Origin of the sequence: Solibacillus ferritrahens (assembly GCF_037027585.1) — a bacterium.
Lineage (GTDB): Bacteria > Bacillota > Bacilli > Bacillales_A > Planococcaceae > Solibacillus > Solibacillus ferritrahens.
Genome location: NZ_JAXCLE010000021.1, coordinates 31,033 through 58,002, shown reverse-complemented (window position 1 = coordinate 58,002; position 26,970 = coordinate 31,033). Strand labels below are relative to the sequence as shown.

Annotated in this window: 28 protein-coding genes; 23 read left to right on the top strand and 5 right to left on the bottom strand. The window is 39.6% G+C overall.

Going from position 1 to position 26,970, the window contains the following annotated elements; genetic code table 11:
• Window positions 1-268: 268 nt before the first annotated feature.
• From SNE38_RS16640 to SNE38_RS16630, 3 genes are all read left to right on the top strand, one after another.
• On the top strand, window positions 269-703 hold the full coding sequence (locus SNE38_RS16640) for a hypothetical protein (protein ID WP_191703984.1): 435 nt from the start codon (window positions 269-271) through the stop codon (window positions 701-703).
• A gap of 146 nt (window positions 704-849) precedes the next feature.
• Entirely contained in the window at window positions 850-2,421 is a 1,572-nt protein-coding gene (locus SNE38_RS16635) for a FapA family protein (RefSeq protein ID WP_191703983.1), read from the top strand.
• Complete coding sequence (locus SNE38_RS16630) at window positions 2,421-3,149, top strand: glycerophosphodiester phosphodiesterase (protein WP_336046917.1); 729 nt, start codon at window positions 2,421-2,423, stop codon at window positions 3,147-3,149. Before SNE38_RS16635 ends, SNE38_RS16630 begins: the two co-directional genes overlap by 1 nt.
• Before the next feature lie 33 nt (window positions 3,150-3,182).
• Here the strand turns inward: SNE38_RS16630 and SNE38_RS16625 are convergent, their stop codons facing one another.
• Window positions 3,183-3,416 (bottom strand): DUF2627 domain-containing protein, encoded by a 234-nt coding sequence (locus SNE38_RS16625; RefSeq protein WP_191703981.1) that lies wholly within the window; start codon window positions 3,414-3,416, stop codon window positions 3,183-3,185.
• Between the two features lie 413 nt (window positions 3,417-3,829).
• Between SNE38_RS16625 and SNE38_RS16620 the strand changes: the two genes are divergently transcribed.
• The 10 genes from SNE38_RS16620 to SNE38_RS16575 all read left to right on the top strand — a co-directional run bounded on the left by SNE38_RS16620 (window position 3,830) and on the right by SNE38_RS16575 (window position 16,801).
• Complete coding sequence (locus SNE38_RS16620; RefSeq protein WP_191703980.1) at window positions 3,830-4,924, top strand: Leu/Phe/Val dehydrogenase; 1,095 nt, start codon at window positions 3,830-3,832, stop codon at window positions 4,922-4,924.
• Between the two features lie 144 nt (window positions 4,925-5,068).
• Window positions 5,069-6,478 carry a dihydrolipoyl dehydrogenase gene (gene lpdA, locus SNE38_RS16615; protein WP_191703979.1) on the top strand — a complete coding sequence of 470 codons (1,410 nt, stop codon included), beginning with the start codon at window positions 5,069-5,071 and terminating at the stop codon, window positions 6,476-6,478.
• A gap of 69 nt (window positions 6,479-6,547) precedes the next feature.
• The gene (locus SNE38_RS16610) at window positions 6,548-7,558 is read left to right on the top strand and encodes a thiamine pyrophosphate-dependent dehydrogenase E1 component subunit alpha (RefSeq protein WP_191703978.1); all 1,011 of its coding nucleotides are present in this window, start codon (window positions 6,548-6,550) and stop codon (window positions 7,556-7,558) included.
• Entirely contained in the window at window positions 7,558-8,541 is a 984-nt protein-coding gene (locus SNE38_RS16605) for an alpha-ketoacid dehydrogenase subunit beta (protein ID WP_191703977.1), read from the top strand. The genes SNE38_RS16610 and SNE38_RS16605 overlap by 1 nt, the downstream gene beginning before the upstream one ends.
• 326 nt (window positions 8,542-8,867) lie before the next feature.
• Complete coding sequence (locus tag SNE38_RS16600; RefSeq protein ID WP_191703976.1) at window positions 8,868-10,211, top strand: dihydrolipoamide acetyltransferase family protein; 1,344 nt, start codon at window positions 8,868-8,870, stop codon at window positions 10,209-10,211.
• Between the two features lie 126 nt (window positions 10,212-10,337).
• Window positions 10,338-12,020 (top strand): methylmalonyl-CoA mutase family protein, encoded by a 1,683-nt coding sequence (locus tag SNE38_RS16595; protein WP_318247694.1) that lies wholly within the window; start codon window positions 10,338-10,340, stop codon window positions 12,018-12,020.
• Window positions 12,017-14,167 carry a methylmalonyl-CoA mutase gene (gene scpA, locus SNE38_RS16590; protein ID WP_191703974.1) on the top strand — a complete coding sequence of 717 codons (2,151 nt, stop codon included), beginning with the start codon at window positions 12,017-12,019 and terminating at the stop codon, window positions 14,165-14,167. The genes SNE38_RS16595 and scpA overlap by 4 nt, the downstream gene beginning before the upstream one ends.
• Window positions 14,167-15,258, top strand: coding sequence for a methylmalonyl Co-A mutase-associated GTPase MeaB (meaB, locus tag SNE38_RS16585; RefSeq protein WP_191703973.1), 1,092 nt, complete (start codon window positions 14,167-14,169; stop codon window positions 15,256-15,258). Before scpA ends, meaB begins: the two co-directional genes overlap by 1 nt.
• A gap of 72 nt (window positions 15,259-15,330) precedes the next feature.
• A complete protein-coding gene (locus SNE38_RS16580; RefSeq protein WP_191699952.1) occupies window positions 15,331-15,771 on the top strand; it encodes a BrxA/BrxB family bacilliredoxin in 441 nt (146 codons plus the stop codon).
• Window positions 15,772-15,844: 73 nt separating this feature from the next.
• Window positions 15,845-16,801, top strand: a complete 957-nt coding sequence (locus SNE38_RS16575; RefSeq protein WP_191703972.1) for an aromatic acid exporter family protein — start codon at window positions 15,845-15,847, stop codon at window positions 16,799-16,801.
• A 25-nt stretch (window positions 16,802-16,826) separates the two neighbouring features.
• Here the strand turns inward: SNE38_RS16575 and prli42 are convergent, their stop codons facing one another.
• Window positions 16,827-16,922, bottom strand: a complete 96-nt coding sequence (gene prli42, locus SNE38_RS16570) for a stressosome-associated protein Prli42 (protein WP_008404197.1) — start codon at window positions 16,920-16,922, stop codon at window positions 16,827-16,829.
• A 109-nt stretch (window positions 16,923-17,031) separates the two neighbouring features.
• On the opposite strand from prli42, the gene mce reads away from it, so the two are divergent.
• The 4 genes from mce to SNE38_RS16550 all read left to right on the top strand — a co-directional run bounded on the left by mce (window position 17,032) and on the right by SNE38_RS16550 (window position 20,659).
• Entirely contained in the window at window positions 17,032-17,445 is a 414-nt protein-coding gene (gene mce, locus SNE38_RS16565; protein WP_336046916.1) for a methylmalonyl-CoA epimerase, read from the top strand.
• A gap of 14 nt (window positions 17,446-17,459) precedes the next feature.
• A complete protein-coding gene (locus SNE38_RS16560; RefSeq protein WP_191704058.1) occupies window positions 17,460-19,007 on the top strand; it encodes an acyl-CoA carboxylase subunit beta in 1,548 nt (515 codons plus the stop codon).
• 358 nt (window positions 19,008-19,365) lie between these two features.
• The gene (locus SNE38_RS16555; protein WP_336046915.1) at window positions 19,366-20,280 is read left to right on the top strand and encodes a GrpB family protein; all 915 of its coding nucleotides are present in this window, start codon (window positions 19,366-19,368) and stop codon (window positions 20,278-20,280) included.
• Between the two features lie 70 nt (window positions 20,281-20,350).
• Window positions 20,351-20,659 (top strand): hypothetical protein, encoded by a 309-nt coding sequence (locus tag SNE38_RS16550; RefSeq protein ID WP_336046914.1) that lies wholly within the window; start codon window positions 20,351-20,353, stop codon window positions 20,657-20,659.
• 2 nt (window positions 20,660-20,661) lie between these two features.
• Here the strand turns inward: SNE38_RS16550 and SNE38_RS16545 are convergent, their stop codons facing one another.
• The gene (locus SNE38_RS16545) at window positions 20,662-21,048 is read right to left on the bottom strand and encodes a general stress protein (protein WP_336046913.1); all 387 of its coding nucleotides are present in this window, start codon (window positions 21,046-21,048) and stop codon (window positions 20,662-20,664) included.
• Window positions 21,049-21,198: 150 nt separating this feature from the next.
• Here SNE38_RS16545 and SNE38_RS16540 point away from each other — a divergent pair, with 150 nt between their 5' ends.
• The 5 genes from SNE38_RS16540 to SNE38_RS16520 are packed head-to-tail and all read left to right on the top strand — an operon-like array spanning window position 21,199 to window position 25,333.
• Window positions 21,199-21,891, top strand: coding sequence for an AIM24 family protein (locus SNE38_RS16540; RefSeq protein ID WP_191699948.1), 693 nt, complete (start codon window positions 21,199-21,201; stop codon window positions 21,889-21,891).
• A gap of 39 nt (window positions 21,892-21,930) precedes the next feature.
• The gene (locus SNE38_RS16535) at window positions 21,931-22,665 is read left to right on the top strand and encodes an AAA family ATPase (protein WP_191703967.1); all 735 of its coding nucleotides are present in this window, start codon (window positions 21,931-21,933) and stop codon (window positions 22,663-22,665) included.
• Window positions 22,666-22,697: 32 nt separating this feature from the next.
• Entirely contained in the window at window positions 22,698-23,678 is a 981-nt protein-coding gene (locus tag SNE38_RS16530; RefSeq protein WP_191703966.1) for a hypothetical protein, read from the top strand.
• A gap of 49 nt (window positions 23,679-23,727) precedes the next feature.
• A complete protein-coding gene (locus tag SNE38_RS16525) occupies window positions 23,728-24,837 on the top strand; it encodes a M20/M25/M40 family metallo-hydrolase (RefSeq protein ID WP_336046911.1) in 1,110 nt (369 codons plus the stop codon).
• A gap of 13 nt (window positions 24,838-24,850) precedes the next feature.
• Window positions 24,851-25,333, top strand: a complete 483-nt coding sequence (locus tag SNE38_RS16520) for a chemotaxis protein CheW (protein WP_191703964.1) — start codon at window positions 24,851-24,853, stop codon at window positions 25,331-25,333.
• A 66-nt stretch (window positions 25,334-25,399) separates the two neighbouring features.
• Here the strand turns inward: SNE38_RS16520 and SNE38_RS16515 are convergent, their stop codons facing one another.
• Window positions 25,400-26,053, bottom strand: coding sequence for a DedA family protein (locus SNE38_RS16515; RefSeq protein ID WP_336046910.1), 654 nt, complete (start codon window positions 26,051-26,053; stop codon window positions 25,400-25,402).
• 107 nt (window positions 26,054-26,160) lie between these two features.
• Here SNE38_RS16515 and SNE38_RS16510 point away from each other — a divergent pair, with 107 nt between their 5' ends.
• Window positions 26,161-26,661: a DUF1648 domain-containing protein gene (locus SNE38_RS16510; RefSeq protein ID WP_336046909.1), complete on the top strand. Its 501-nt coding sequence runs from the start codon at window positions 26,161-26,163 to the stop codon at window positions 26,659-26,661.
• A 98-nt stretch (window positions 26,662-26,759) separates the two neighbouring features.
• On the opposite strand, the gene SNE38_RS16505 is transcribed toward SNE38_RS16510, so the two are convergent.
• Complete coding sequence (locus SNE38_RS16505; protein WP_191703961.1) at window positions 26,760-26,951, bottom strand: hypothetical protein; 192 nt, start codon at window positions 26,949-26,951, stop codon at window positions 26,760-26,762.
• Window positions 26,952-26,970: the final 19 nt, after the last annotated feature.

Genomic DNA, 26,970 nt, shown 5'->3' with positions numbered 1-26,970 from the left:
TTTTTTTTTTTTTTTTTTTTGATTTAAGTTTAATATGTGTGGGGAGGGGGAATAGATGAAATAAGTAAGGCCTTGAAGTCTCCCTTACCTCCTTTCAAAAGAATAATACCATGCTCGGTATTACTCACTTTTTGTGTCCAGGAAATATACTGGACGCTTTTTTTATTTCATCGTTTTTCATTCTGTTATGTGAATTTAATATTAATTTTACAATATTCATATTTTTCTTAAGTAAAATGGTATCAAACGATCAGAGGAGAGTTGATAGATGAAGCTATGGAAAATCCCTTTATTTGTACTTATAATAATTACGTTCATTCTTCTTTTAACATTTCCTTTTAATTTTAGAACAGCTTCTGCCCCAGCGGATTTTACAACGGATGTCAAAAGAAACTATATAGAAGATCTACAGCCTCAACGAGAGGAATGTTATAGTAGTATATTATTATTAGGGACGTTAGACAATTCGGAATTGAATTTGACAAGTATAAAATTGCAAGAGTATTTAAATGAACTAAATAGTTTGAAAAATGTCATAATTTTAAACGAAGTAAAAAATATAGAACTTAATGAATCTATTGAACTAGACATTTTGCTCATTAATAATACAATCAAGGCGATAGAGACTAAAGATGAACGTTACTTAAATGGAGCGTCAGAAATATATCATAGTTTATTACAATACCATCATACATTATATTAAAAGTGGATAGGTATTAATACCTTTAACGAACGGTTCTTTAGTATTATATTTAAGAGTGGGTGAAAAAGTCTTTTTTTATGAAAATTTTTAACTAAACAAATATCAATTCTTTGTATATACTGAATGTATCCGGGAGGTTGATATGTGTGGTTATTTTTGAAAATAGTTTTTTCGAAATTACAGTAGATGATGAAAAAGTATATATAAAAACAATACAACCAGGTTTTTTATTAAAAGATTTTGATATGATTGTGCGTGTAAATCCTCGCATCAAATTAACTAATTTTGCAATATTGAAAAAAGTGTTAATGGAGATTACACCTACCCCCATAGAAATTGGGACCTGGCTCCCAGCGATTACAGTTGAAGTGTCACGCGATAAAATGGCTGCTTCTCTCTTCGTCTATGAAACGGTAGAATCCATAAGAGCGAATCCACAATTATTTCTGGATGACGTTGAGAATATATTATCTCAAAATAATATTAGATATGGCATTATCGATATACAAATCGAATCTATCGTTAGTGGCAAGGCAATAATGATAGCTCAGGGAACTCCACCTGTTAAAGGGGAGGATGCGAAAATTTCTTATTTACAAATACCTAATCGTAAACCTGTTATTCGGGAAGATGGTACTGCAGATTATTACGACATGAATTTTATATTTGAAATTGAACAAGGGGCATGGTTAGGTGAAAAGATTCATGCAAAACCTGGAACCCCAGGGACAAACGTTCACGGAGAGCCCATTCCAGCACAGCCGGGACGAGATCTGCCACTGAAATATGATCGCAAATCAGCATATGAAAAGGAAGAAGACGGGAAAACGGTTCTTCTTTCAAAAATCAGTGGTGTGTATGAAAATCATAAAGGAATGGTAAGTGTCAATTATCATTTGCCAATCACTGGTGATGTTAGTGTTGAAACTGGAAATATTGACTTTAAAGGATCGATTTCTATACGCGGTACGGTTCAACCCGGATATTCAGTCATTGCTAGTGGGGATATTTCGATTGAAGGACCAGAAGGTGTTTCAGGAGCAAAGCTGATTAAATCGACCAGTGGAGATATTTTTATCCGCGGCGGTATTTTTGGAATAGGTCAAACACGTGTTGAAGCTGGAGGCAGTATTTTCGTGAAACATGTAAACGAAGCACACCTGGTCGCAGGGAAAGATGTTAATATTGGCTTTTATGCTTTAGGTTCTATTATTACAGCACAATCTATTTTTGTGGATGAACGAAAAGGAAAAATTATAGGTGGTACAGCCATTGCCAAAAATAAAATCGTTTCTGCCATTACCGGAAATCGATTGGAACGGCGAACGGAACTAATTATTAATAGTGTAAATAAAGCAGAGGGACTTGAGCTCATCCAATCGAAGGCAGCGTTGCTGAAGACACTACAGGAAGATGTAATGCAATTGGACAGCCAAATAAACCGTCTAATGCCTCTCGTCCAGAATATGACGAAGCCACAGCTTGCAGCGTTTGAGCAAACAAAGGAGCAGCTCGACAGTAATAAATCATTGGCAATGGAATTGGATCGGGAAATTAAGCAGTTAATGAATGATCTGCGCAAAGTTGGAAAGGAAGAAATCGTAGTGAAAAAAGAAGCTTACCCAGGGACGTATATCCAAATTGGCAAAAAGTCTTCGTTTTTATCGACGATGACGAATGGAAGATTTTTAATTGAAAATGGAGAGCTGAATGTATAATGAATGAAATACCGGTTTTTGCTCATCGTGGTGCATCGAGTTTACATTTGGAAAATACTTTATCTGCATTTAAAAAAGCAAAAAAACTAGGTGCTGATGGCATTGAACTTGATCTCCAAATTTCGAAAGATGGCATTTTAGTTGTGTTTCATGATATGGATTTGAAAAGGCTTGCTGGAATAAATAGACTTGTTTCGCAGTGTGACTACAAGGAGCTCGTACAGTACAATTTAGGCCCTCGCTTTAAACGGTTTTTTCTTCGAGAGCGGATGATGTCTTTCGAGGATGTGCTAAAGTGGGCTATTAAAGAAAATATAGCACTGAACATAGAATTAAAAGAATCACTAATATCCAAAGAGAATGTGCTGAAAACATTCCTACATAAAATAAAATTGCCGGCAAACAGTCATTTCTCGTCATTTCATGAATCGCTTTTAAAAACAGTAAAAGAAGTCCTTCCAAAAGCTGAGACGGCTATTATTATAACAAAAAAGTTTGATTGGACTTCATTAGGAAAGTGCGATTATATAGATGCCATTCATGCACATAGGAAATATTACAAAATGCAGTATTTGGAAATGTGCACAGCAGCAAATATTGGCATACGCTTTTACGGGATCAGGGGGAACGAACTATATTTAAAAAGTCCCCATCAAGCGGTGATTGGTTGGATAACCGATTTTCCGCATAAAGTACTGGAAGCTCAACAACGTAAAAAAGGTGTCTAGATTATTTTCTAGGCACCTTTTTCATATACTCAATTATTTTTGCCAGCGCTCTGACACTTTGCCACGCTTGCGATCTCGATGAAGTAAAAAACCAGCGAAAAACAAAAATGCTACCGCAAAAAAGATGGCTCCTACGACGAACTGTAACCAAATCCATGGAAATGGTGAGATTAATATACCAAAAAGAGTATCACGCATAAATTTAATACCAGCAGCCATTAATATTGCTGGTATGACTAGAACGATAAATGCAGCCATACGTGCCATTTAAAGACCTCCTACCGACTGAATGCATAGCCCACTGTATAATCGAGCATATGTCTATTTTGATTGAAGTTTCACTTAATTTTACAATGCCACAAAAGAATGTCAATAATGTCCATCGAATTTAACAAATTCAAATAAGAAATATGTCGAATTTACATCAACATGTTATGTTGGCATAATAAACTTACAAAAGAAAGAAATGCTTTTTTTAGTGCTATTTAATGTGCAAAATTATCCGAATTTTCTAATTTAATTAAATTCAGAGATTTCTAGTTGCATCATTTTTAAATTATAAGTATTGTAAAAATAACGATAATAAAATTATACAAATTTAAGTATTTATTATCTTAATTAACAAAAAATAATAATATACGAGAAAGTAAGCGCTTTCTTAATTGGAGGAGTAGAGTATTATGGAAATTTTCAAGTACATGCAGAAGTATGATTTTGAGCAAGTTGTCTTTTGCCAAGATGAAGCATCGGGGTTAAAAGCAGTAATTGCAATTCATGATACAACATTAGGTCCAGCTCTAGGAGGTTCACGGATGTGGACTTATGCCTCAGAGGAAGCGGCAATTGAAGATGCACTTCGTCTAGCCCGTGGAATGACATATAAAAATGCGGCGGCAGGTTTGAATTTAGGTGGTGGTAAAACCGTAATTATTGGGGACCCATTCACAGATAAAAACGAAGAAATGTTCCGGGCTTTAGGGCGCTTTATCCAAGGATTAAACGGTCGCTACATCACAGCAGAAGATGTAGGCACGACGGTTGCCGATATGGATTTAATACATGAAGAGACAAATTACGTAACAGGTATCTCGCCAGCATTCGGCAGCTCTGGCAATCCGTCGCCAATTACTGCATATGGTGTATTTTTAGGGATGAAAGCAGCGGCAAAGGAAGCGTTTGGTGATGATTCACTGTCGGGTCGTACAGTAGCCGTACAAGGGCTTGGAAATGTTGCGTACACTTTATGTGAATATTTACATAAAGAAGGCGCGAAATTGATCGTAACTGATATTAATCAGCAAGCTATTGACCGTGTTGTAACAAATTTTGATGCAGTCGCAGTTGCACCTGATGCAATTTACGAGCAGGAAGTCGATATTTTCTCACCATGTGCACTTGGCGCAATTGTGAACGACGTAACGATTCCTCAATTAAAAGCAAAAGTGATTGCAGGTTCGGCGAATAACCAGCTGGCAGAATCGAGACATGGTAAAGTATTACATGAAATGGGTATTGTCTATGCACCGGACTACGTAATTAATGCAGGTGGTGTAATTAACGTAGCTGACGAATTATACGGCTATAACCGTGACCGTGCGATGAAGCGCGTTGAGACGATTTACTCAAGCTTGGAGAAAATTTTTGCGATTTCGAAAAAGGAAGACATTCCAACATACTTAGCAGCGAATCGTTTGGCTGAAGAGCGTATTGCCCGTGTAGCAAAATCTCGCAGTCAGTTCCTGCAAAACGAAAAAAACATATTAAATGGACGATAATAGATTTCTTTTAGCCTATGTTAAACCTTGCTAAAAAGAAAAACCTTTCGTAAATAACGCGGATGTGGCTTTGATCAGAAAATGCCATATGCGGACATTTGCAGAGGTGTAAGAGATTTTTAATTGCAAAAAGGGGTGTTGGAAATGGCAAGAGATTACGATGTTGTGATTTTAGGCGGTGGCACAGGCGGTTATGTTGCTGCGATCCGTGCATCACAGCTTGGCTTGAAAACGGCGATCGTTGAAAAGAATAAGCTTGGAGGCACATGTCTACATGCGGGCTGTATTCCTACGAAGGCATTGCTCCGCAGTGCAGAAGTATATGTACAATCAAAAAAAGCGCTTGATTTTGGAGTGGAAGTTAATGATGTAAAGGTTAACTTCGAACAAGTTCAAAAGCGAAAGTCAAACGTCGTAGAGCAACTTTATAAAGGTGTCCAACACTTAATGAAAAAAGGGGAAATCGATGTATATGACGGTTTCGGACGAATTATGGGCCCTTCTATATTCTCACCGATGCCGGGCACCATTTCAGTAGAGATGAATGACGGTACGGAAAATGAAATGCTTGTCCCAAAAAACGTAATTGTCGCTACAGGCTCCCGTCCTAGACATCTGGATGGATTAAAAGTCGATGGTAAAAAGGTTTTCACATCGGATGAATTTTTAACAATTGAACAGCTGCCGAAGTCCGTCATTATTATTGGCGGTGGTGTAATCGGTGTTGAGTGGGCTTCGATGCTTGTTGATTTTGATGTGGATGTCACGATTTTGGAACTGGGTGACCGTCTGTTACCGACAGAGGACGATGCGATTTCTGCCGAGATGCTGAAATCACTGAAAAAGCGTGGTGTGAACGTCCATCTGAATGTGAAACTTGATCCTTCAGCAATCGATGTACAGGACAATGTATCATTACAGCTAGATGAGACTGAAATTTCAGCAGAGGCACTTCTATTGTCAGTAGGAAGAATAGCGAATACAAAAAATATCGGACTTGAAAACACGGAAATAGAAGTCGAAAACGGCTTTATTTCAGTAAATGATAATTTCCAGACGAAAGAAAGTCATATATATGCTATTGGAGACGTTATTGGAGGGATGCAGTTAGCGCACGTCGCATCACATGAAGGCATTCTGGCGGTGGAACATATTGCTAACAGGAATTCTACTCCACTCCACTACGCCAACATTGCAAGAGGTGTATACAGTAATCCAGAAGTAGCAAGCGTTGGTCTTACAGAACAACAAGCAAAAGATAACGGCTATAATGTCATTACGAAAACTTTCCCGTTCAAGGCAATAGGTAAAGCCATTGTTTATGGGGAAACAGAAGGATTTGTAAAGGTCATTGCGGATGAAAATACAAATGACTTAGTAGGTGTACACTTAATCGGTCCTCATGCAACAGATTTAATATCTGAAGCGGCACTGGGGCTATTTTTGAATGCTTCTCCTTGGGAACTTGGACAGATGGTGCATTTGCATCCTTCACTGAGTGAAATTATCGGAGAAGCTGCACTCGCGATTGAAGGAAAAGCAATTCACTTTTAACTTCTTGTAGCTTTTAGCGCTAAGATTCAATTATGAAAAAAATAATTGATATATGATAGGGGGTATTTTATGACTGAAACAAATATTACACACGAAGAGTTAGGGCTAACGGATAGAGATGCAATTAAAATGTATGAAACGATGCTAATGGCGCGCCGTATAGACGAGCGTATGTGGCTATTGAATCGTGCAGGCAAAATCCCGTTTGTAATTTCATGTCAAGGCCAGGAGGCGGCTCAGGTAGGTGCTGCATTTGCACTTGACCATACGAAGGATTATATTGCACCGTACTACCGTGATATGGGCGTTGTCCTCCATTTTGGAATGACAGCAAAGGATTTAATGCTATCCGCCTTTGCAAAAGCCGAAGATCCAAATTCAGGCGGTCGTCAAATGCCAGGACACTTCGGACAAAAGAAAAACCGCATACTTACTGGTTCATCACCTGTAACGACACAGTTACCACATGCAGTAGGTGTGGCACTTGCAGGGAAAATGCAGCAAAAAGACTTTATTACTTTCGTGACATTAGGTGAAGGTTCGTCAAACCAAGGGGATTTCCATGAAGGAGCCAACTTTGCAGGCGTTCATAAATTACCGGTCATTATTATGGTTGAAAACAATCAATATGCAATCTCTGTTCCAGTAGAGCGTCAATTGGGCTGTGCACAAGTATCTGACCGCGCAATTGGTTACGGCATGCCTGGGGTAACAGTAGACGGCAAAAATCCTTTGGAAGTGTACAAAGTTATTAAAGAGGCAGCGGATCGTGCACGCAGCGGTGGGGGCCCTTCTTTAATTGAAACGGTTACTTTCCGTTTAACGGCACACTCTTCAGATGATGATGATCGTCAATACCGTACAGCAGAGGATATTGCGGAAGGAAAGGCAAAAGACCCGATTCTTCTTTTTGAAGCATACTTAAAAGACCGTGGAATTGCGGATGATAAGCTATTTGAACAAATTAATGATCGAGTAATGCAAACGGTTAATGAGGCAACAGACTATGCAGAAAATGCAGCATATGCCTCACCGGAACATGCGATGCGTTTCGTGTATGCGGAAGGAGAGGATGCGTAATGCCGGTAATTTCTTATATTGATGCGATTAACTTAGCAATGAAAGAAGAAATGGAACGTGATGAGCGTGTCTTCGTATTAGGAGAAGACGTAGGTTTAAAAGGCGGGGTATTTAAAGCGACAACCGGTTTATATGACCAGTTTGGTGAAGCCCGTGTGCTCGATACACCTTTAGCTGAAAGTGCCATTGCAGGTGTTGCGATAGGAGCGGCGATGTATGGGATGCGCCCGATTGCTGAGATGCAATTTGCAGACTTCATTATGCCAGCAGTGAATCAGATTGTTTCAGAAGCAGCAAAAATTCGCTACCGATCTAACAATGACTGGAGCTGTCCGTTAGTTGTCCGTGCTCCATTTGGCGGTGGGATTCACGGTGCACTATATCATTCACAATCGGTAGAAGCAATGTTTGCCGGGACACCAGGCTTAAAAATCGTTATTCCTTCAACGCCATATGATGCAAAAGGATTATTAAAAGCGGCTATCCGCGATCCGGACCCAGTATTATTTTTTGAACATAAGCGTGCTTACCGACTGATTAAAGGGGAAGTACCTGCAGATGATTACACATTGCCTATTGGCAAAGCGGATGTGAAGCGTGAAGGGGATGATGTAACAGTCATTACGTACGGATTAGCTGTTCATTTTGCCCTACAAGCTGCAGAGCGTTTAGCCAAAGACGGTATTGAAACACATATTCTGGATTTGCGCACAGTGTATCCTCTTGATCAAGAAGCGATTATTGAAGCAGCAAAGAAAACAGGGAAGATCCTGCTTGTAACAGAGGATAATAAAGAAGGCAGCATTATAAGTGAAGTGGCAGCAATTATTGCAGAGCACTGTCTATTTGATTTAGATGCACCGATTAAACGATTGGCAGGACCTGATGTTCCCGCGATGCCATATGCACCAACAATGGAAAAGTTTTTCATGATTAATCCTGACAAAGTGGAAAAAGCCATTCGCGAACTCGCTGAATTTTAGTTTATAGAATAAGAAATATATAGAATTTCGCAATAAGTAAGCCACACTTTGTAAAGGAAAGAGTTGATTGGAATGAATGGGGGGAGTGGTATTTGTCTCCTCCATAAAGATAGGGGGTGCTTCTGCGGTGGTCGCAATAAATTGCCACCATCCTCGGCGCAAAGAAACAGAGACAAACAAGTATGACTCTGTTTCTTGCCCGCGGAAAGCGTCCGACCCGGAATGGAAATCAACTCTTACAATATGCAGAGGAATCATAAATCATTTTATATGTGGAAATTTGTACTATTTCACCAAAGTATTATTAGTTAAAGGGGGATTGTTAAATGACCATTCAAAATATTGTCATGCCACAACTTGGCGAAAGTGTAACAGAAGGTAAAATCGAACGTTGGCTTGTCCAGGTGGGCGATAAAGTAAATAAATATGACCCGTTGGCAGAAGTGACTACAGATAAAGTAAATGCAGAAATCCCTTCTTCTTTTGCAGGTGTTATTAAGGAACTCATCGCTTCTGAAGGGGAAACTCTACCAGTTGGTGCAGTTGTATGTACGATCGAAATAGAAGGGTCCGAATTGCCAGCTGCACCTGTAGAAAAAAGCTCAAATGTCAGCTCAGCGATTTTAAATGCAGGAGTACAGCGAAAAGAAGAAGAGCCTGTTGCCAAAAAAGAGGAGAAGCCAGCTCGTACAGAACGAAAACCGGGCAGATTTTCACCGGCAGTTTTAGCATTGGCAAACGAGCATGATGTAGACTTGTCCCAAATCGAAGGTACAGGAACGGGCAACCGTATTACGAGAAAAGATGTCGAGGCATACGTGGCAGCTGGAAAGCCTACTAATCAAGCAATCTCAAATGATGAACAGCCGGTAGCATTTGTTGAGCCACAGCATGAAATGACACCACAACCACAGCCATCGTCGCCTGCTCCTGCTGCACCACGTCCAAACGAACAGATAACGGCTGTTGGTGATATAGAAATTCCGGTAACACAAGTACGTAAGGCAATTGCGAAAAACATGCTGCGTAGTACACATGAAATTCCGCATGCATGGATGATGATGGAAGTGGATGTAACCGAGTTGGTTGAATACCGTGACAGCATTAAAGAAGAGTTCAAGAAAAAAGAAGGGTTTAATCTTACTTATTTTGCATTCTTCCTAAAAGCTGTTTCACAGGCATTAAAAGAATATCCAATCATTAACTCTGTCTGGGCTGAAGATAAAATTATTCAAAAGAAAGATATTAATCTATCAATCGCAGTAGCTACAGATGATGCATTGTTTGTACCAGTTATTAAAAATGTCGATGAAAAATCGATCAAAGGAATTGCCAAAGAAATTCATGAATATGCACACCTTGTACGCAATGGGAAGCTAAAACTCGAGCATATGCAAGGTGGTACATTTACCGTCAACAATACAGGTTCATTTGGTTCTGTTCAGTCAATGGGCATTATCAATCATCCGCAAGCAGCTATATTGCAGGTGGAAAGTATTGTTAAGAAGCCTGTAATAGTACAGGGTAATATGATTGCACCGAGGTCCATAGTAAATTTATGTTTATCATTAGATCATCGAATTTTGGATGGTATGATTTGTGGTAAATTCCTATCTCGTGTGAAGGAAATTCTCGAAAACGTAGATAAAAAGAAGATGTCAGTCTACTAAAAGTACCGCGAAAGCCTGTAAAATAAGGCTTTCGCGGTTTTTTTTACTTTATTGTCAGAACATTCTCGTGTAAAATATAGTACAGAAATATAACAAGGGGGGAAGCTACTAAGCGTCCACATGTCAATGAATATGAAAGATATTGAATTTCAGTCTGCTAGCTACGATCAGTGGAAGGAAGAAGCGGTAAAAGCTTTAAAAGGAAAACCGTTCGAATCCCTATTCACAAAAACGATTGAAAACATTACGCTTGAGCCACTATATACACAAGAAACATTATTGGAGAAGCTGGGGGATCAATTAGAAAAGCAAGTATCAACGATTCGCTCGCTAACTGAGTCGGCAAGTTTTACTGTTGCACAGCAAATAAATGGGGAAGATGCTGCAAGCTTTTTTGCAAACATAGAAGAAAGCTTATCACGCGGCAACGAAATGATTACTATCTACGGCCCTGTTACTTTTGACTGGTCAGAAGAGAATTTAAGCAAACTCGCTACTTATTTTTCTGAAAATTCATTTAAAGTTACAGTAAAATCTTCTGAAGATGACGTGTTACGTGTATTTGATTATATAGATAAATCAAAACGTGCAGCTGTTAAAGGATTCATTGTTGCACCGAAAGCGATTGTGCTGACTGACTATCCAAATGTCCGTACCTATGCGGCCAACACAGTTCCGTTCCACAATGATGGAGCAAATGCAGTTCAAGAGCTTGCCATTGCATTAGTACAAGCTGCTGAACTGGCTAAAGATATGGATGATTTCAAAGCATTTGAAAATCAATTTTTCGTGCAATTTGCTGTCGATACGCAATTCTTTGCAGAAGTCGCAAAAATCCGTGCATTTAAAGTGTTATGGAAAGCGTTTACTTCAGCATTTGGTCATAAAGCAAATGCAGTACCGGTAGTAGCTGAAACATCTGTACGCAGCTTCTCAAAGTACGATGTATATGTAAACTTATTACGTGCAGGAAACGAAGCATTCTCAGCTGCAATCGGTGGTGCGGATGTGATTACAGTGCATCCACATGACGCATTAACAGCACTGACTAGCCAATCTGTCCGTATTGCACGCAACGTATCCCTTGTTACAAAAGAAGAGTCTCACGTAACAAACGTAATCGACCCAGCTGGTGGCTCGTACTTTATCGAATCATTGACAGCAGATTATGTAAAAAAAGCATGGACACTGTTTTTAGAAATCGAAAAAGCAGGCGGGTTACAGGCTTACGGCATCGATGCGAAAATCGAAGAAGTTTATAACACAAGAATTGCACAAGTGGAAACACGTAAACATTCTTTAATTGGTACAAATATTTATGCAAATCCGGTTGATGAAATTTCTACAGCTGAAAATGCTCAATTTGCACAGGTGAAACGTATTGCGATTCCATTCGAGCAATTACGTGCCAACTTTGCTCAAGCGGGATTAAAACCGGCAATCTTAGCATTTGGTGAGCTGAAAAACTATAAGCCGCGTGCTGATTTCGTACAAGGCTTCTTTGCAACAGCTGGAATTGTGGCACATCAAACTGCTGGTTTCCAAACAATAGAAGATGCCGCGCATTGGCTAGAAAATGCGGATTACGATTATGTGATTGTCGCAGCTACTGATGATGATACAAAAGCAATCTTACCGACACTACTGCAAAGTAAAAAAGCAAATGTCGTACTGGATGTTGCCGGTAAATTCAAAGATGATGAAGCAGAATGGACTGCTAACGGCTTAAACGGCTTTATTTTTGCAGGTCAAAATATTGTTCAAAAACTAAATGATGTCGTGACGCGTGTGAAGGAGGTACAACAATGAGTAAAGCAAATTTCGAATCCGTTGTAATTGAAAATGTGCTACAGGCGGAGCAACTTACTTCTACAGGCTCATATTTAACAAATGAAGGCATCGAAGTAAATTCGGTATACAATCAAGCGGATAATCAACAAGCCAAACATTTAAACGATGTGGCAGGGATCGCACCAAATACACGTGGACCATACCCTACAATGTATGTAGCTCGTCCATGGACAGTTCGTCAATATGCAGGCTTCTCTACAGCAGAGGAATCAAATGCGTTTTACCGTCGTAACCTTGCGATGGGACAAAAAGGACTTTCGGTAGCATTCGACTTAGCAACACACCGTGGCTATGACTCGGATCATCCTCGAGTAACAGGGGATGTCGGGAAGGCCGGTGTAGCAATCGATTCTGTTGAAGATGCGAAAATTTTATTTGACGGTATTCCGTTGGATCAAATGTCGGTTTCAATGACAATGAATGGTGCGGTACTACCTGTATTGGCATTTTATATCGTTGCTGCAGAAGAGCAAGGCGTTTCTCCCGACAAATTAGCGGGTACGATTCAAAACGACATTTTAAAAGAATATATGGTGCGTAACACGTATATTTACCCACCGGCTATGTCGATGAAAATTATTGCCGATATTTTCGAATATACAGCGAAATATATGCCGAAATTTAACTCGATTTCTATTTCGGGCTACCATATTCAAGAAGCTGGTGCGACGAATGATATCGAGCTTGCGTATACATTGGCAGACGGTTTGGAATATGTACGTACAGGATTAAAAGCAGGTATTGATATCGATGCATTTGCACCACGATTATCATTCTTCTGGGCAATCGGTATGAACTACTACATGGAAATCGCGAAAATGCGTGCAGCACGTCGTATTTGGGCACAAATGATGTCTACGTTTAACCCGAAGAATTCAAAGTCTCTTGCACTACGTACACACTCTCAAACATCAGGCTGGAGTTTAACGGAGCAAGATCCATTTAATAACGTGACACGTACATTGATCGAAGCGAATGCAGCTGCGATGGGGCATACACAATCACTTCATACGAATGCATTGGATGAAGCAATCGCCTTACCGACAGACTTCTCGGCTCGTATTGCACGTAATACACAGCTATTCCTGCAAGAGGAAACTGGTATGACGAAAGTAATCGATCCATGGGGCGGTTCGTATTATGTTGAAAAACTGACAGAAGAACTGACAGAAAAAGCATGGGAATTAATCGAGGAAATTGAAGGACTTGGCGGTATGGCAAAAGCAATCGAAACAGGTCTGCCGAAAATGAAAGTTGAAGAAGCAGCGGCAAAACGCCAGGCGAAAATCGACTCAAAAGCAGAAACAATTGTCGGGGTTAACAAATATCGTCTAGCTGAAGAAGATCCGATCGACATTTTAGATATCGACAATGCAATCGTGCGTGAATCACAAATTGCCCGACTTGAAAAAATGAAGGCAACACGTGATGAAGCGGAAGTGCAAAAACATTTAGCTCGTCTTACAAAAGCAGCTGAAGATGGCTCTGAAAACTTATTGGCTATTGCCGTTGATGCAGCTCGAGCACGTGCTTCATTAGGTGAAATTTCCGATGCGATTGAAGCGGTATCAGGTCGTCATAAAGCGATTATCCGTTCAATTTCAGGGGTATATTCAGCAAACTTCTCGGATGATGAAATGATTAGTGAAGTAAAACAAATGACAGAAGACTTCCTTGAAGCAGAGGGCCGTCGTCCACGTATTTTAGTGGCGAAAATGGGACAAGACGGACATGACCGCGGTGCGAAAGTTGTTGCAACGGGATATGCCGACTTAGGCTTTGACGTAGATATTTCTCCGTTGTTTATGACGCCTGAAGAAACGGCTCAAATGGCAAACGAAAACGATGTTCACTGTGTTGGGGTTTCTTCACTTGCAGCAGGACATAAAACATTAGTGCCTGAATTAATTGCGGAACTGAAAAAACTAGGTCGCGAAGATATTATCGTTATTTGCGGTGGTGTTATTCCTGCTCAAGATTATGACTTCCTATATGAAGCTGGTGCTGTAGCTATTTTCGGACCAGGGACAGTGATTCCAGTTTCAGCAATGCGCATTATTGAAGAAATTTACAAGAAGCTTGGCTATGAGGAAGTGGCGGAATAATGATGCCACATCAAGACAAAAGTGCTTTATTTGTCATGGATGGCGTGAAGGGTGGTCATGATGGTATGAGCTATTCAAACCCGAAGAAATTCAGGAAAAAAAAGCAGGAAGCGCTTGATATTCAACATTTAGCAGGGGAAGTTCGAGCGGGTGACCGTACATCGCTTGCTAAAGCTATTACGCTTATTGAAAGCTCGAACAATACCCATAAAGAAGACGCGCAAAAGCTGTTACAAGAGCTTTTGCCACATACAGGCAATGCAATTCGGATAGGCATTACCGGCGTACCTGGCGCGGGGAAAAGTTCTTTTATTGAAGCGTTTGGTACAATGCTTTGCAAAATGGGGAAGCGTGTAGCCGTGCTGGCGATAGATCCTAGCTCGTCACTTTCGGGTGGTAGTATTTTAGGAGATAAAACGCGGATGGAAGAACTAGTGCGCCAGGAAAACGCATTTGTTCGACCATCCCCGAGTGCCGGGACATTAGGCGGTGTCCATAAAAAATCCCGAGAGACAATGCTGCTATGTGAAGCGGCTGGCTATGATGTAATCTTAATCGAGACAGTCGGTGTCGGACAAAGTGAAACATATGTGCGCGGCATGGTTGATTTCTTCCTACTACTCGTATTGACGGGTGCAGGGGATGAACTGCAGGGCATGAAAAAAGGTATTATGGAGCTTGCGGACGGTATTATCGTTCATAAAGCAGATGGTGACAATGTTCGTCCAGCGCGTCGGACAATGCAGGAATACAAGCAAATCCTTCATTTCCTGCAGCCATCAACGCCAGGCTGGTTAAGTACTGCTTTGACGGTTTCATCGATGGAGAAAAAAGGGCTGGACGATGTATGGAACATGTTAACGGAATTTGAGCAGACGGTAAAGGATTCCAACTATTGGAATCTACGTCGCCATGAACAAACACGTGATTGGTTCCATACGATGATTACCGACCATTTAATCGACTCGTTTTATAGAAATACGGATCGGAAAAAGCAAGTACGTTCACTTGAGGAAGAAATTTTGCATGGACGTTTAACCGTTACACAGGGGGTCAATGCATTATTTGGTGAAGAAGACAATAATAAATGAATCAACAGTCTTTGCACATCTTTCGTAACCTTGCTATAGTAAAAAGGAATATTGAAAGGGGCTAAAAAGCTTATGAACATGGATTATGATTTATTTATGCAACAAATTACAACGACTGCACGTGCGGAAATGGAAGCAGCGGGTTATGAACAACTGCGCACTCCGGAAGAAGTAGAAGCAGCGTTTGCTCGTAAAGGGACTACACTTGTAATGGTGAATTCTGTATGTGGCTGTGCAGGCGGTATTGCACGTCCAGCAGCAACACATGCTGTACATTATGATAAACGTCCGGATTATTTAGTAACAGTATTTGCCGGTCAAGATAAAGAAGCTACAGCAGCTGCTCGTTACTATTTCGGTGAAGACCACATTCCATCATCACCATCATTTATCTTATTAAAAGATGGTCAAGTTGTTGGTGAAGTTGGTCGTTTTGAAATCGAAGGTCATGATCCGATGAGTGTTGTAACTAACCTACAAGGACACTTCGAAGAGAACTGCGAAGAAATCTAAGCGATTATTTTAAGTGGACGGGTGTCATAATGTGCACCTGTCACACTTACTATAAAAAGGGGGTACTACCGATATGAAAAAATTTTCAATCGGCTATCGTACACTGAAAACAGCGCTTGGAGCTTCTATCGCGATAGCAATTGCCCAGTATTTTGATTTACAGTTTTTTACGGCGGCCGGGATTTTAACGATTTTATGTATTCAACCAACTAAACGAAAGTCTCTCCATGCAGTTTATACGAGAGTCGTTTCCACATTGGTTGGTATGACTTATGCATTCATATTTTTCGAAATATTCGGTTATTCACCGATAGTTTTGGGGATTGTTTTACTTCTGTTCATACCTACGATCGTATCACTGCGGGTTGTGGAAGGCTTTATATCGAGTTCTGTCATTATGATGCATATTTTTTTAACTGCTGATTTTACAACCGATTTACTTTTAAATGAATTGGGTTTAATGGCAATCGGCTTTGGAGTAGGGGTAGTTATTAATATGTACATGCCTGATATACAGCACGGCCTGTTTTACAATCGTGAAAAGATTGAATCATTATTAAAGAAAATACTGGCAGAAATTGCCGTGTATTTACGAAATGGCGATTCACTATGGGATGGTAGAGAACTGATAGAAGCAGCAAAGGTGATTGATGCGGGGAAATCACTAGCGTTCAAAGATGTAGAAAACCATTTAACACGTAAAGAAAATATATATTATATGTATTTTGATATGCGTGAAAAGCAGCTCGAAATTATTGAACGTGTGTTGCCTAAAATTACAACACTGCCGGTTATGACCGAGCAGGCGCCACTAGTTGCAGCATTTATAGAGGATCTTAGTGAGCATGTTCATTCGGGAAATACCGCAAGTCATTTTTTGGAGAAGTTAGATAAAGTGAAGGAAGAGTTTGCAAAAATGCCGCTGCCTAATGACCATGAGACGTTTATTGCGATGGCATCGTTGTATCAGTTTATTGAGGAAATGGATGCTTATCTTGTTATAAAGCAATCATTTAAAGGATTGAAATAAAAAAAATGGATGTACGAAACATCCATTACATGATTGCTGCTACGCCCATTGCCACAGTTGAAATTAACATAATTACAACCATTGAATAAACGACGATCTTTTGGAATTTTTTGTTGCTCATTGTTTTCGCTCCTTCATAATGAACTAATTTTAGTTTAACAAATCTGAAGGAATTCTCAAGTACTATTGAATTACCTCATAGAAATTTTATTATAAGGGAGTCAAACATCGTGGAAAAAGTCGATCATATTGGTATTGCTGTACGCAATATTGAAGAACGTATTACATATTACACAGAAACGCTAGGTTTAAAGCTTTTAAAAATGGAAGAAGTAGAATCTCAGCAAGTGAAAGTAGCGTTCATTGATGCAGGAAATGTGAAAATTGAGCTTCTCGAACCGATGAGTGAAAAGAGTGCGATTCACGGCTTTTTGGAAAAGCGTGGAGAAGGCATTCACCATGTGGCTTTTGGTGTTACGGGGATCCGCGAGCGCATGGCAGAATTACGTGAAAAAGGTGTAAGACTGCTGTCGGACGAGCCAGGACCAGGTGCTGGTGGCGCAGAAGTGGCGTTTTTACATCCTAAAGACTCATTTGGTGTACTTTATGAATTATGTGATAAAAGCGGAAAAGGGGATAAATAACGATGACAATTACGATGGATATGTTTGATAAAATTAATGAGCTATATGACCGCAAAGAAGCAATCCAGCTTGGCGGCGGTGATGCACGTATTGATAAGCAGCATGAAAAAGGTAAAATGACTGCCCGCGAACGTATTGAAATGTTACTGGATGAAGGGTCTTTCGTTGAGATTAACCCTTTCATCACACACCGTACTGTTGATTTTGGTATGGAAAAATTAGAGGGACCTGGTGATGGTGTTGTTACAGGTTTCGGTAAAATTAATGGTCGGAACATTTATTTATTCGCTCAAGATTTTACTGTATTCGGTGGAGCTTTAGGTGAAATGCACGCGAAAAAAATTGCTGCAGTAATGGATTTAGCTGCTAAAAACGGTACACCATTTATCGGCATTAACGATTCAGGCGGTGCACGTATTCAAGAAGGTGTTCTTTCTTTAGATGGATACGGCCATATTTTCTACCGTAACTCGATTTATTCAGGTGTTATTCCGCAAATTTCAGTAATCATGGGACCATGTGCTGGCGGTGCGGTTTATTCACCGGCAATCACGGACTTCATCTTAATGGTTGATAAAACGTCTCAAATGTTTATTACAGGTCCAAAAGTAATTGAAACAGTTACAGGTGAGAAAATTTCTGCTGAAGGTTTAGGTGGATCGAAAGTGCATAATGCAGTTTCAGGTAATGCCCACTTCCGCGCTGAAAATGAAGAAGCAGCAATTGCACAAATTCAGCAATTACTATCTTACTTACCGCAAAACAATAAGGAAAAAGCACCGAAGCAGCCAGCTCCAGAAGGCGATAACTTCCGTTCAGAGCTTGTTGATGTCGTTCCTATCGACCAAACGAAATCTTATGACGTTCGTAAAGTAGTAGAGCAAGTAGTAGATGAAGGTTCATTCATGGAAGTGCAAAAAGAATTTGCGAAAAACATCGTAGTTGGTTTTGCACGTATCGCGGGTGAATCAGTTGGTTTAGTTTGTAACCAGCCGAAGTTTTTAGCTGGTGGACTTGATATCGATTCTTCTGATAAATTAGCTCGTTTCGTACGTACATGTGATGCATTCAATGTTCCTGTTATTACATTCGAAGACGTATCTGGTTTCTTCCCGGGTGTTAAGCAAGAGCACGGCGGAATTATCCGACACGGAGCGAAAATCCTTTATGCATACTCAGAAGCAACTGTACCGAAAATTACGGTTATTTTACGTAAAGCTTACGGCGGCGCATATGTAGCATTAAACTCAAAAGCAATTGGCGCGGATTTAGTATTCGCATGGCCAAACGCTGAAATTGCTGTAATGGGTGCAGCTGGTGCAGCGAACATCATTCACGCAGGTGAAATTGCGAAATCTGCAGATCCAGACGCTACACGTGCAGCGAAAATCGAGGAATATAAAGAAAAGTTCGCAAACCCATATGTTGCGGCATCTCGCGGTATGGTAGACGATGTTATCGATCCTCGTGAAACGCGTATTAAGCTAATCCAAGCATTGGATATGCTTTCAACGAAGCAAGAAGACCGTCCGTACAAAAAACACGGCAACATTCCACTATAATTCTGACTGTATAAAATAGTATGGCACCAGCTCTTTATTTCATAGAGGGCTGGTGTTTTTGTTTAGAGTGGGTGCGAAGACTGAACAAGGATTCCGACCAACAATAAAATAAGCGGAGATTTTCCGGCTATTTTAAAGGTGGCGCTGATTATGGCGTAAATAAGGGGAAGTTTTCCGTTTATTTAGTGAAAAATTCCCTAGATTTATGTTTTTCGGAACAATAAGCGGAATTCTTTCCTCTATTTAGGCAATAAAGTATATAATTTTCCAAATAAGCGGAAATTCTCCGTCTATTTTTCCAAGTGACTCTAGCCACAGTGTCTCTAATTACTATTTTTGAAGAGGGGGGGGTTATTTAATGAAAAAAACAATCATCAGTAAATGGACAAGTGATTGGAATCGATTATATGAGTCAGAAGAGCAGCGGTTAAAGGATATTTTTCAGGAGCAATTAATCCAAATCTATCATATTGGAAGTACGGCTATTCCGACTATTGGCTATGCAAAACCAATTATTGATATTGTGATTGGATTATCAAATATAGAGCTGGCATCACTTTATGATGAAAGAATGCGCAAGCTTGGCTATAAAGTTCGAGGGGAAAACGGCATTAATGGCCGTCGTTATTATACAAAGGGTGACCAAAATCGAAGCCATCATGTGCATATTTATTCTGCTGGTCATGAAAATATTAATAAGCATTTACAATTTAAATATTATTTAATGAATCATCTCGAGCAAGCACGTAAATACGGACAATTGAAAATAGAACTTGCAACTAAATTTCCAAATGATACGTCCAGTTACCAACAAGCTAAAGATAGTTTCATGATTGAGTTAATGGAAAAAGCCATACATTGGCCGATTATCAAAAAGTCGTACGGATACGTAACGAGACTGGTGGATGGGAAGACTCAAATTCTAGTATTTCAGCATCCGGTAAAGGAAGCGGGTATTCAAATTCCTAAAGGAACCGTAAAGCATGGGGAGCTGCCTGTTGATGCAGTGAAGCGTGAAATGGAAGAGGAGACAGGGTTGATTGATTTTACAGACATTCAATATCTCATTGACGACTTCTGGGAAAATGATGATGGCGTGATTCATCACCGATACTTTTATCGGTTGAATATAGATGAAACCCAAGATGAATGGAACTATGAACCAACTGGTGGTGGAGCAGAAGATGGTAAGGTATTCCGTTATTTCTGGGTTACACCGGATGATGGGAAACTGCTCATTCGAGGTCATGCGGATTATTTCCGTTTAATATGATTAAATACATACGATTTGGGGTGATATGTTGAAATTAAAAGAGGTAATAAATTTTTTATTGTATTCGGCGATGATCTGCTTTATCGGCTACTTTTGCCACCTTTTATCAGAACTGTTTATGGGCATGCTTTTATTCATTGCAGCAGATGCACCGCCGGGAGATATATCGAATAGTGGACGTCTGTTTTATATTGCCTTCTATACATTGGGCAGTTTACTTGTGCAATTTGTTTACAGTGTTATTCACTGGACCATTGCATCGTTACTAAAAATACCTTTCCCGAAACGACTAGTTATTTTGTTGAATATAGTTGTCGGTATTTTGATAGCTGGTTCATTAATATTTAATTTTATTATAAATAACGGCAGTTTTTTGTAGAGCTAGTCCACAACGTTCGGGATATTCACTGGAACTCTTTGTTTTATCGGTTCCTTTTCGTAAGGATGCTCGTGCTCAGCAAATAGAAAAATGGCCCCTTGCTCAATTCCGTGGCCATAATGCGCGACTTCCTCTTGTGTAAGCTGCAAAATGCGTAAGCTTACCGCATATATATTTTGACCTGTAATCAAGCTAATCATCTGATCGACCCAATTGCCAGCAGCGTGTATGTTAATTTCGGTATACATTTTTAAAGAATGAAGAGGACGGATATCTTTAGCAAATAGATGGATTTCATGCTCAGAAAAGCCGTGTGCACGAATATTATTGAGCTTTGCCATTGCTTCGTCAACTGAATATACTAATCCGATTTCACGTCGATACTCCATCGTTGTCACCTCTTTTTTTTCATTGTAATGGATTTTTAAATGAAGTGGTAGTAATAACAAAACGAAATCATACTATTAAATTATAAAATGCAGAAAATTCGAAACTTATACCACTTTTAATCCGTAGATTATAAAAAGGGAGGTTTTTTGATGGGGAACTATTCCATTCGTGATTTTGTGAATAAAACACAGCAGGACCAGCTAGAAAATGATTTTTTTGAACTGGAAACAGAGCGTGTGCTAGAGGTGAATTTGAACGGGGAAGTATGGTCAAAAATGGGCGCGATGATTGCGTATGTGGGCTCTATCAAGTTTGAACGTGAGCGGATGCTTGAGCATGGTATGTCAAAAATGTTTAAAAAGGCGCTGACTGGTGAGGGTACACAGCTGATGAAGGCAAAAGGTAAGGGGCGCCTCTATTTAGCGGACCAAGGTAAAAAGGTGACAATCTTTGATTTACAAAATGAAAGTTTATGTGTCAATGGCAATGACTTGCTAGCTTTTGAGCCTACTATTCAATGGGATATTCATTTAATGCGTAAAATGGCCGGGATGATGGCAGGCGGATTGTTTAATGTGACGTTAAAAGGTAAAGGGAAAGTAGCGATTACTACCCATTTTGAACCATTAACATTGATCGTAAAGCCTGGTGAGACGGTTTATACCGATCCGAACGCCACAGTAGCCTGGTCTGGTAACTTAAAGCCGGAATTTGTAACAGATATCACGTTTCGTACGCTTATTGGCAGAGGGAGCAGTGAATCGATTCAAATGGCGTTTTCAGGAGAAGGTTTTGTAATTATTCAGCCGTTTGAGGAAGTGTATTTGTCGTCAGAAAGTTAACGAAGTGAAATTTACAGCAATGTTCGAAGGAGTAGACCTATGTTTTTAAAAACGATCAAATTAAAAAAAGATCAAATCCCTGATTATAGTGAGTATCCTTTTTCAATTCCATTTATACGTCATATGAATGAGTTGGATGTCGATGTACCTGTTACTTTTTTTGTCGGCGAAAATGGTGCGGGGAAATCGACATTACTCGAAGCGATTGCAGATCAAATTGGCTTCAATCCAGCAGGGGGAAGTACACAAAATTATAAGGCGTATGAGGTGCATGAAGCTGAATCTGCGCTTGGAGAATTTGTGAAACTTTCATGGTGGCCAAAAGTGACAAACGGCTTTTTCCTGCGTGCCGAAACATTTTATCAGTTTGCTTCCCACTTAGATGAAACCGATATGAACGGCTACAAAGCATATGGGGGGAAATCGCTCCATCATCAATCTCACGGGGAATCGTTCTTTTCACTTTTTCAGCATCGTTTTACAGAACAGGCCATTTATTTACTGGATGAGCCGGAAGCCGCGTTGTCACCAGCTCGACAGTTGGCTTTTTTAACATTATTAAATGACTTAGTAAAAGAGGGGAATGTACAGTTTATTATTGCGACTCATTCTCCGATTTTACTAGGGTTTCCGAATGCAGTTATATACCAATTTGACGAACATGGCATTGAACAGGTCGAATATGAACAAACTGAGCATTATCAAATTACCTCCTATTTTTTGAAGCACCGGGAGAAGATGCTGAAAGAGCTTTTTGAAGAGGATGAGGACTAGAAGGTACGATTACATTATAGGAGGCGGTAAGTATGGAATGGCAGCAATTGCATCAACTTTCTGAGGAGTATCAATTACAGTTGCTTGAAGCGAAGAAGCTACATAAAAAAATTGAAAATGTGGAAAAACTCCTTTCCCATGCGAAGCGAGAGATAGATCGTCATCAGTTGGACCTACAAAATGCCCGACAACAATTAAATAAGCTGGATAACTTTTCATTTATCAACTTATTCCGTGGATGGTCAGGGAAAAAGGATGAGTTGATTGAGCAAAATCTAGACCGTGTAGCTGTCAATGAATTAAAGCTTACGGAAGCTCAATTATCATATGAAGATTTGCAGGACGATCATGTTGACTTGATTCATAAATTAAATGCTATCAATGAATCCTATGTGGGACAGCAATTAAAGCAAATTAATGATCAAAAGCAGCAGTGGCTACAGCAACATGCAGCCCATATCGCAGCGGAGCTTACGAGTATTACCGACCAGGAGCTTTTATGTAGGCAGCTAGTGAAAGAAATAAAAGAAGCAATCGACGCGGGGAATCATGCGTTAAATAAACTGACAGATGCCGGATATGCGCTAAATGATGCCAAATCCTATTCAACATGGGATACGTTTTTAGGCGGTGGATTCATGGCTACTATGATGAAGCACGATAAATTAAAAGAATCCAATAATTATTTACATGGTGCACAAATTGCATTACAACGCTTCCAAAATGAGTTGCTAGATGTGAAGGAAATTCGCCAGGATGCCCTTATTATTGATACAGACGGCTTTGTCATGTTCACTGATTACTTTTTCGATAATATTTTCACTGATTGGTCAATCCACTCGAAAATTACGACGTCCATGAACCAAATTTCACGTGTGCAGGATGATGTTGCAAATACAATTACTGAGTTGGAGCAAAAGTTCAATATTGCTACAAGAAAAGAAACAGAGCTTATAAAACAAAAACAAGCAATACTGAATGCCGATGATCTTTCATTGTTTTTTCAAAAATAGAGGCGTAAAATAAAGCGTAAACTTGTTTAGTTAAAAGGAGTTATGGAATATGAATCGTTTAGTAGAAGAGTTTTTACAATTAGTGCAAATTGATTCTGAAACAAAGCACGAAGAAATCATTGCACCTGTATTAGTTGAAAAATTGGAACAAATGGGTTTTGAAGTATACCAGGATGATGCCCATACACGCAATGGTCATGGCGCAGGCAATATTATCGCTACATTAAAAGGCGACGAATCCATCGAACCAATTTATTTCACAGTACATATGGACACAGTTGTGCCAGGGAAAGGGATTAAGCCTGAAATTCGTGAAGACGGCTATATTTATTCGGACGGCACTACTATTTTGGGCGCGGACGATAAAGCAGGTATGGCCGCATTATTTGAAATGGCACGTCGTTTAAAAGAAAAGAATATCGCACATGGTACGATTCAATTCATTATTACTGCTGGTGAAGAAAGCGGTTTGGTCGGTGCAAAGGAACTGGATCCTTCGAAAATTATCGCGAAGTACGGCTTTGCGGTAGACAGTGACGGAAAAGTAGGCGGCATCGTAGTAGCAGCTCCTTTCCAGGCGAAAGTTTTTGCTAAAATAATCGGTAAAAAGGCGCATGCGGGTGTTGCACCGGAAAAAGGTATTTCCGCGATTACTGTTGCTGCAAAAGCTGTTGCTCAAATGAACCTTGGTCGTTTGGATGAAGAAACGACTGCAAATATCGGTCGCTTTGAAGGCGGACAGGCGACGAATATCGTTTGTGATGAAGTAAATATTTTAGCTGAAGCACGTTCAATCGATGAAGAAAAATTAAATGCACAAACAGCACATATGAAAGAGACATTCGAGCATGTCGCTAAAGAAAACGGTGCACGTGCAGAAGTCGAAGTAAAATTAATGTATCCTGGCTTCCATGTAACAGAAGATGATCAAGTGGTTAAAATTGCAAAGGCTGCAGTAGAGGCAGTTGATCGCACACCACAGTTAGGTATTTCAGGTGGCGGTAGTGATGCAAATGTCATTGCAGGCTTTGGGATTCCAACAGTAAACTTATCGGTAGGCTATGAGGAAATTCATACAACGAACGAAAGAATGCCGGTAGAAGAACTGGAAAAGCTGGCTGATTTATTAGAAGCGATTATTATCGAAACGTTGAAATAAGAGGTGGGTATTTATGGGATTTGAAAAAGCAGTCGTATTTTTATGTGGAACAGAAGAGTATGCCGTACCAGTAGATCAAGTGGTCTCTATTGAAAAATTGGAGCGCGTAACACCTATACCGCACTTACCGAAATATTTATTAGGTTTCTCACGGATTCGTGGGGAGCTTACGCCGGTTATTGATTTTCAGTCTATCTTATATAACCGTCCAACAGATACGAAAAACTTAAAAGTGATCGTATTAAAAACGGAGATGATCAACTACGGTCTATTAGTAGTAGATGCGAAGGAAATTATTGATTTTGAAGAGGGCGTTTTAACGCAACTGGGACTTGTCAATTATAATAAGACGAAATATTTTACAGCTGTTGCGAATTTGGAGAACCGCATGATTTCCTGTATTGATCCTGGAATTCTCGTTCACTCACTTGAGGGCATGCGCGAAATCATTGAGTATTTGCACAAAATGCAAGAAGAAGAACAAACAAACGTATAATTTAGTATACGTGTTCTACTAAAAAAAGGAGCGTATCATTAATCATAATGATAGTAGCTCCTTTTCTCATTTTAAGGCAATTTTCTTTTTCTTTTTAAATTGTTTTAAGTAGGCGTATCCTGTAAAACCAAAAACAATAACCGAAATAATAGCTAACGTTAATACAATATTATCCTCTACCCAAGGAATATTTCCGAGTAAATATCCGCCACCAAGCCAGACAACAGTCCAAAGCGTTGCGCCAATAAAGTTGTAGCGTAAAAATGTCGCGTAGGATAACCCTGAATAACCGCATATAAAAGGCGTCATCGTACGCATTAATGGAACGAAGCGGGAAAAGGTAATGGCAACACGATCATATTCCTTTAAAAAATTTAACGCTTTATCAGTCGTTTCTTCGGAAATAAAACGCATAAATAGGTTACGTCTTTCCGGAATTTTTCGAACGATTTTACCAATTAAATAGTTATTGCTATCAGCAAGTGTTGTTGCGACAATAAATATAATGAGTAATGTAATTAAATCAAGTTTGCCAATCGCAGCTAATGTACCGCTCGTAAAAACCGTACTGTCTCCCGGCAGGAACGTTAATATGACAAAGGCAGTTTTTGAGAAAACGACCGCAAATAATAGTAAATAAATATATAAGCCGAGCTCTTTTATGTAATAAAAAATGACCTGGTCGATTTCCCGTAAAAATTGAATGATATCAAGTAGCATGTGTTGTTTTTCTCCTATCAATAGGATTAGTAAGTTTAAGTATAACGGATACAGCCATATTACGGTTATAAAAAGCATCGGAGAATAAATGAATGAGGTGAAAGAATATGAGTAATCTAAAGCAACCTAAAATCGACATACCAAAAAAGAGATCGGAATGGGTGATGGATATTATTGGCTATGTGGCATTGGCCGTTATGTTAACAATATTAGTGATGAACTGGCGAGACATGCCAAATGAAGTTCCGGCCCATTTTGACGGCAGCGGGAATGTTGATCGTTGGGGCTCTAAAATGGAACTTTTAATTTTACCGGGTATTGCTATTGCGATGCATTTCTTTTTAATGGTATTTGAAAAATTTCCCCAATCACATAATTACCCTGAAAGACTGAACGAATCTAATCGTAAAGCCTTCTATCAAAACAGTCGCCAAACATTAAATTATATGCGAAATATAATTAATATATTATTTGCCTACATAGTATACCGGACAGTTGCTATTGCATTAGGTGATGACGCTGTAATTGGCTGGCCGTTCTTTGTGATTCTGATTGTGCTGTTCGTCGTACTGATTTGGAAGATTATCAAAACAAGTAAAATAAAATGATAGTTTCCAATGTCATGCTCCTAGAAGGGTTAAACATAATATATAAAAAAGCGCATTCGATTTGGTCGTCGAATACGCTTTTTTGCGAGTTTTTAGTGTTACTGACATTTTTCACAGATTACACGATTTGCCGTTCTGGCAATGGCTTGATCCATTCTTGAGACAAGCATTTTCTTTTCTGCAGGCATTGTAATATGAGCGATAAAACGGTCACCCTCTTCAATTTTACCTGCGCAGTTTGTACAGCTGAGTAGTCTCGGTGTAAATAGATCCTTGATTTTATTTACCATTTAGATCAACTCCAGTCAT

Bases quoted from the DNA above. Each gene is read 5' to 3' on its own strand.
- SNE38_RS16555 (WP_336046915.1), top strand. From the start codon at position 19,366: ATGAAAAAAACAATCATCAGTAAATGGACAAGTGATTGGAATCGATTA.
- SNE38_RS16505 (WP_191703961.1), bottom strand. From the start codon at position 26,951: ATGGTAAATAAAATCAAGGATCTATTTACACCGAGACTACTCAGCTGT.
- SNE38_RS16625 (WP_191703981.1), bottom strand. From the start codon at position 3,416: ATGGCACGTATGGCTGCATTTATCGTTCTAGTCATACCAGCAATATTA.
- SNE38_RS16640 (WP_191703984.1), top strand. From the start codon at position 269: ATGAAGCTATGGAAAATCCCTTTATTTGTACTTATAATAATTACGTTC.
- SNE38_RS16580 (WP_191699952.1), top strand. From the start codon at position 15,331: ATGAACATGGATTATGATTTATTTATGCAACAAATTACAACGACTGCA.
- SNE38_RS16595 (WP_318247694.1), top strand. From the start codon at position 10,338: ATGAATATGAAAGATATTGAATTTCAGTCTGCTAGCTACGATCAGTGG.
- scpA (WP_191703974.1), top strand. From the start codon at position 12,017: ATGAGTAAAGCAAATTTCGAATCCGTTGTAATTGAAAATGTGCTACAG.
- SNE38_RS16540 (WP_191699948.1), top strand. From the start codon at position 21,199: ATGGGGAACTATTCCATTCGTGATTTTGTGAATAAAACACAGCAGGAC.
- SNE38_RS16600 (WP_191703976.1), top strand. From the start codon at position 8,868: ATGACCATTCAAAATATTGTCATGCCACAACTTGGCGAAAGTGTAACA.
- SNE38_RS16525 (WP_336046911.1), top strand. From the start codon at position 23,728: ATGAATCGTTTAGTAGAAGAGTTTTTACAATTAGTGCAAATTGATTCT.
- SNE38_RS16620 (WP_191703980.1), top strand. From the start codon at position 3,830: ATGGAAATTTTCAAGTACATGCAGAAGTATGATTTTGAGCAAGTTGTC.
- SNE38_RS16530 (WP_191703966.1), top strand. From the start codon at position 22,698: ATGGAATGGCAGCAATTGCATCAACTTTCTGAGGAGTATCAATTACAG.
- SNE38_RS16560 (WP_191704058.1), top strand. From the start codon at position 17,460: ATGGATATGTTTGATAAAATTAATGAGCTATATGACCGCAAAGAAGCA.
- SNE38_RS16630 (WP_336046917.1), top strand. From the start codon at position 2,421: ATGAATGAAATACCGGTTTTTGCTCATCGTGGTGCATCGAGTTTACAT.
- SNE38_RS16535 (WP_191703967.1), top strand. From the start codon at position 21,931: ATGTTTTTAAAAACGATCAAATTAAAAAAAGATCAAATCCCTGATTAT.
- SNE38_RS16575 (WP_191703972.1), top strand. From the start codon at position 15,845: ATGAAAAAATTTTCAATCGGCTATCGTACACTGAAAACAGCGCTTGGA.
- meaB (WP_191703973.1), top strand. From the start codon at position 14,167: ATGATGCCACATCAAGACAAAAGTGCTTTATTTGTCATGGATGGCGTG.
- SNE38_RS16605 (WP_191703977.1), top strand. From the start codon at position 7,558: ATGCCGGTAATTTCTTATATTGATGCGATTAACTTAGCAATGAAAGAA.
- prli42 (WP_008404197.1), bottom strand. From the start codon at position 16,922: ATGAGCAACAAAAAATTCCAAAAGATCGTCGTTTATTCAATGGTTGTA.
- SNE38_RS16545 (WP_336046913.1), bottom strand. From the start codon at position 21,048: ATGGAGTATCGACGTGAAATCGGATTAGTATATTCAGTTGACGAAGCA.
- SNE38_RS16510 (WP_336046909.1), top strand. From the start codon at position 26,161: ATGAGTAATCTAAAGCAACCTAAAATCGACATACCAAAAAAGAGATCG.
- SNE38_RS16515 (WP_336046910.1), bottom strand. From the start codon at position 26,053: ATGCTACTTGATATCATTCAATTTTTACGGGAAATCGACCAGGTCATT.
- SNE38_RS16610 (WP_191703978.1), top strand. From the start codon at position 6,548: ATGACTGAAACAAATATTACACACGAAGAGTTAGGGCTAACGGATAGA.
- SNE38_RS16520 (WP_191703964.1), top strand. From the start codon at position 24,851: ATGGGATTTGAAAAAGCAGTCGTATTTTTATGTGGAACAGAAGAGTAT.
- SNE38_RS16550 (WP_336046914.1), top strand. From the start codon at position 20,351: ATGATCTGCTTTATCGGCTACTTTTGCCACCTTTTATCAGAACTGTTT.
- lpdA (WP_191703979.1), top strand. From the start codon at position 5,069: ATGGCAAGAGATTACGATGTTGTGATTTTAGGCGGTGGCACAGGCGGT.